Annotated in this window: 2 protein-coding genes and 1 pseudogene; 1 reads left to right on the top strand and 2 read right to left on the bottom strand. The window is 67.2% G+C overall.

Features of this window, described 5'->3' with window-relative positions:
• Both RKP46_RS10635 and RKP46_RS10640 read right to left on the bottom strand, forming a co-directional pair.
• A partial coding sequence (locus RKP46_RS10635; protein ID WP_311106621.1) for a transglutaminase family protein occupies nt 1-857 on the bottom strand: 857 nt, incomplete at its 3' end.
• A 5-nt stretch (nt 858-862) separates the two neighbouring features.
• Nucleotides 863-3,412, bottom strand: a complete 2,550-nt coding sequence (locus RKP46_RS10640) for a circularly permuted type 2 ATP-grasp protein (protein ID WP_311106622.1) — start codon at nt 3,410-3,412, stop codon at nt 863-865.
• A 758-nt stretch (nt 3,413-4,170) separates the two neighbouring features.
• Between RKP46_RS10640 and RKP46_RS10645 the strand changes: the two are divergent.
• Nucleotides 4,171-4,461, top strand: a pseudogene (locus RKP46_RS10645) (IS5/IS1182 family transposase); the annotation flags it as partial.

The raw sequence follows: 4,461 nt of genomic DNA on the forward strand, positions 1-4,461 counted from the left end.
CCCCAGGCGAGCGTGATGTGCTGCGTGTCGGGCAGCAGGTTGTTCGTCGGGTCGAAATCCACCCAGCGTCCGCCCTCGACTTCCGGGCAGTAGACCGATATCCAGGCGTGCGAGGCGTCGGCGCCGATCATGCGTGGCTGTCCGGGCGGCGGTGTCGTGAGCAGATAGCCGCTGACGTAGCGTGCCGCGAGGCCGAGCGAGCGCAGGCAGGCGAGCATCAGATGCGCGAAGTCCTGACAGACACCGCGCTTGTCAGCCAGCACCGAGAGGACCGGCGTGGCGATCGTGGTCGCTGCGGGGTCAAACTCGAACTCGTCGAAGATGCGCTGCATCAGCGCCTGCGTGGCTGCCAGCAGCGGCCGTTGCGGCGTGAAGGCGGCAGCCGCGTAGGCGGCGAATTCGTGTTTGACGCGCACGTGCGGCGATTCGAACTGGAACTCGGCGGCGCTCAGGATGACCGGGCGTGCGCCGTAGCCGAGTGCCGCGCGTACGTCTTCCCAGGGTGGTGAGTCGGGCAGGCAAAGCGGCTGCCGCGCACCCGCACGGTCGTTGGCCGCGGCTGCCGCGTACGTCCCGGCGGGCAGGTGCGGCAGCACCTCGAGCGTGCTCTCGGCGCGCACGTGCAGACTGCGGTGCGGAAACTCGAAAGCCAGGTCGCTGACCGGATTGGCGTAGCCGTCGAGCCGCTGGTCAGTCCAACTGGCCGCTGGATCGAGCGCGATGTGGTGTGCCAGCGTGCGCTGCCAGGCACAGTTGCGCGGCGTCAGGTGGAGCAGTTGGCGCGACAGCGAGACCGGGCTGGCATAGCGATAGACCGTCTCGTGCACGACGTGGTAACGGCTGGCGGGTGGCTGCATCGTGCTCACCAGGCCAGCGTGTGGTGGCTGATCCCGCCGACATGGCTGAAGTAGCGCATCGTCAGGCGGTCGGAAAGGCTGGCCGCGCCGAGCGCGAGGTCGGCGAGGAATTCGGCCAGATCACGCGTAGCGTCTTCCTCGCGCGGGCCGCCGGCTTCGAAGCGGCCGAGGTCGAAAGCCTGCAGGCGCTGGCGCGCGCTGTGCATCGCCGGATCGGCCGGGCCGCCGAGCAGGTGTGCCAGCTTGTCGAGGTCGCGCGTCAGGATTTCGAGCTGGAAAGCCACCGAGTGCGGGTTGGCGTCGTCGAAGACGATCAGATCGAGCGCCGGCAGGAGTTGCGCCCGCGCCATGTAGCGTGAGCGGTAGGTGATGATGCTGTCGGTCAGCTCGAGCAGCCACTCGAGATTGGCGGCGGCCGAGGCTGCCGGCAGGCGGAGGAACCGGCCCAGGCTGCCGGCGAGGAAAGCCAGACGTTCAAGCCGGCGGCCGATGATCAGGAATCGCCAGCCATCGTCGCGCGTCATGTTGTCCATGGCAAAGCCGGCGAGCGAAGACGCGGCGAGCAGGACCTGATCGAGAAAGGCGAGAGCATCGCTCAGTTCGACCTGTTGCGCCTCGCCGGCGGCCACCGCGTAGCACTGCAACTGGTGTTGCAAGCGGTTGATCGCATGCCAGTTATCGAGCGAAAAGCGTTCGCGCACCTGGGTCGCGACGGAGAGCAGGCGGCGGATGTCGCCGGCCAGTCCGTCACCCCATTGCTGGCCGCAGATCGCCTGCACGAGCTGCGCCTGGTGCGCGGCGCCAGCGCCAGGCGACTTCTCCTGGCCGGTGGCCTGTGCGGCGCCGTTACTGGCGGGAACGATCTGCAGCGCCTGGCATAGGTCGAAGGCCGCGAGCAGCGCCGGACTGGCGTCGGCGCCGGTATCGAGCAGGCGCGACAGACCGGCACGCAGGAGGCGGGCGGTCTGGTCGCAGCGTTCGCTGTAGCGGCCGAACCAGTACAGGTTCTCGACGATGCGCGACGACAGGTTGCCACCACCACGCACCAGATCGGCTTTGCCGACGGTGTGTTTGAGCAGGCTGAATGGATTGACCGCACCCTCGGCGAGGACCCAGGTGTCCTTGCTCGAGCCGCCGCGCTGCATCGAGATGACGCGCGCGTTCGACACTGCGGCGACGCGCGTCAGGCCGCCGGGCATCACGACGTGTCCATTCGGCGTCGCGGCGACGAAGACGCGCAGTCCGACGCCACGCGCCAGCAGGCGGCGGTCGTGCTGCTTGCTCCAGGCGGGTGCACGCGAGAAGTTGACCAGTTCCTGCGCGACGTAGGCCTGCGGGCGGGCGCGCAGGCGGGCAATCATCTCCTCGCGCCGACGGCTGCTCAACTGATTGCCGAATACGGGGTCGAACTTCTGACTCGGGTACGACCCCTTGATGACCAGGCGGTCAAGGTGGGCAACGGTGAACTCGAGCGCCGCCTGCTCACCGCACCACCAGGTGGCGACCGAAGGCATGGCGAGTTCTTCGCCGAGCAGCTTGACGCATGCGCCGGGCAGGAAACCGGGCAGCGCGGCCGATTCGAGCAGGCCGCTGCCGAGCGCATTGGCGACCAGAACCTTGCCCGCGCGCACCGCCTGCAACAATCCGGCAACGCCCAGCGCCGAGTCGGCGCGCAGCTCGAGCGGGTCGCAGAAGTCATCGTCAAGCCGGCGCAGAATCGCGTGCACGCGGCGCAGGCCATTCAGCGTCTTGAGGTAAACGCAATCGCCACGGACCGTCAGATCCTGTCCTTCAACCAGCGGGAAACCCAGGTAGCGCGCCAGATAGGCATGCTCGAAGTAGGTTTCGTTGTACGCTCCGGGAGTAAGCAGGACGACCAGCGGTGCCTCGTTCGACTGCGGCGCGAAAGAGGTCAGACTTTCCTGCAGATCGCGGAAGAAGCTCGCCAGGTGCTGCACCTGCAGGTCGCGGAAGAGGTCGGGAAAGACGCGTCCGACGATGGTCCGATTTTCCAGCGCATAACCGGCGCCGGATGGCGCCTGCGTGCGATCGGCGATCACCCACCAACGGCCGTCCGGCGAGCGGGCCAGATCGGCCGCGTAGAGGTGCAAAAAGACATCGCCGGGCGGCCGCGTTCCCCGGCACGGCCAGAGGAAGTTGTTGTGCCCGTAGACCAGCGCCGGTGGCAGGGTACCGTCACGCAGCAGTTCCTGTGGTCCATACAGATCCTGTAGCACGGCGTTGAGCAGACGTGCTCGCTGGCTGACCGCGGCCGCCAGTTGCTGCCACTCGGCGGCGGGCAGGATGAGCGGCAGCAGATCGAGTTCCCACGGCCGGTCGGCACCTTTGGGGTCGGCGTAGACGTTGTAGGTGACGCCGTTTTCGACGATGCGCTGGTGCAGATCGGCACGCCGGTGACGCATCTGCTCGCCGCTGGCGCCGTCGAGATGGCCAAGAAAAGCGCGCCAGGCAGGGCGAACGACGCCGTTTTCGTCGAGCATTTCGTCGAAACGGTCGCCTTGTCTGGGGTAGCTGGCAAGCAGGGAACGCGGCATGCAGAAAGGGGCGCGGGGGTTGCCGAGTGCGCCGGAGGGGTTCAAGACTGGCGCAAGTCTAGCGTAAACGCGAAGTCGCCATTGGCGTGCGGCGGCGACTGGCTGACCACGCCGGGGCTCTTCGCCAGGGGGCAGGATACGCACCAGGCAGCCTGGAAACGTGGCTTCGACCGTTCGGCAGGTTCATCGCAGTCTGGCGGCGGGCAGGTTTGGACCTTGCTCACGCCAACGTCGAGGTGGCTGGTTTGGCGCGAGCGTGCTATCGGCCGTCGGCGGACGACCTCTGGCGCAAGCCGGAGCCGGTAGCCGGAGCGGCAGCGGTTGCGTCGAACAAGGGCAGGATCGGGTGGCACGGCGAGTTCTCGAGCGAGGTGTTGCCGAGGTAATAGCAGAAAACGTGCCATCAGGCAGCACGGCGCCTGCAGGCGGCATGCTGCCGCTTCGCCCAGTCCGCCGCACCAATCTCGTGCGTGCATGCGCCGAGCACGCGCCGCAGGCTGCAAAGCGGTGCACCGGTGCGCCGGTGCACATGTCGCGGCGCACTGCTGACTCAGGCGGCTGAGAGCTTGTGAAAAAAATCCCGCGCCTACCCTCCTGCCACGAGGGGCGGCGGGCACAATGACATTGTCAACTTTGGACGGTTTCTGGCGATGACTGAACCTCTTTTTCGCGAGGAAGAAGTGCCGGTCCCGGCTCGCTCGGCAGGTAGCGGCGAGGAAGGCAGAAGGGCGCTGGCAAGAACGGCGGTGCGTGTGCAGATGCCGAATCGGACCCAGATGGAATGGTGGGCTGGCGATCTGAATTCGCTGCTGCCTGCCGGGCATCGGGCGCGACTGGTGTGGGGCTTCATCGAGCGACCGAACCAGGATAGTCTGTACGCGGGGATCAAGGTGGTGGAAGGGGGGTCGGGCGGACCGCCATTGCGCCGGAGATTCTCGACGCGCTTTGGCTCTACGCGACGCTGGAAGGGGTGGGCAGCGCGCGCGAGGTGGCGCGCTTGACCGAATCGCACGACGCGTATCGGTGGATTTGCGGGGGAGTACAGGTCA

The organism is Accumulibacter sp. (genome assembly GCF_031732815.1).
Taxonomy (GTDB): Bacteria; Pseudomonadota; Gammaproteobacteria; order Burkholderiales; family Rhodocyclaceae; genus Accumulibacter.

What these genes read in the sequence shown, in the direction of transcription:
- RKP46_RS10640 (WP_311106622.1), bottom strand. Translation starts at nt 3,412, where the DNA reads ATGCCGCGTTCCCTGCTTGCCAGCTACCCCAGACAAGGCGACCGTTTC.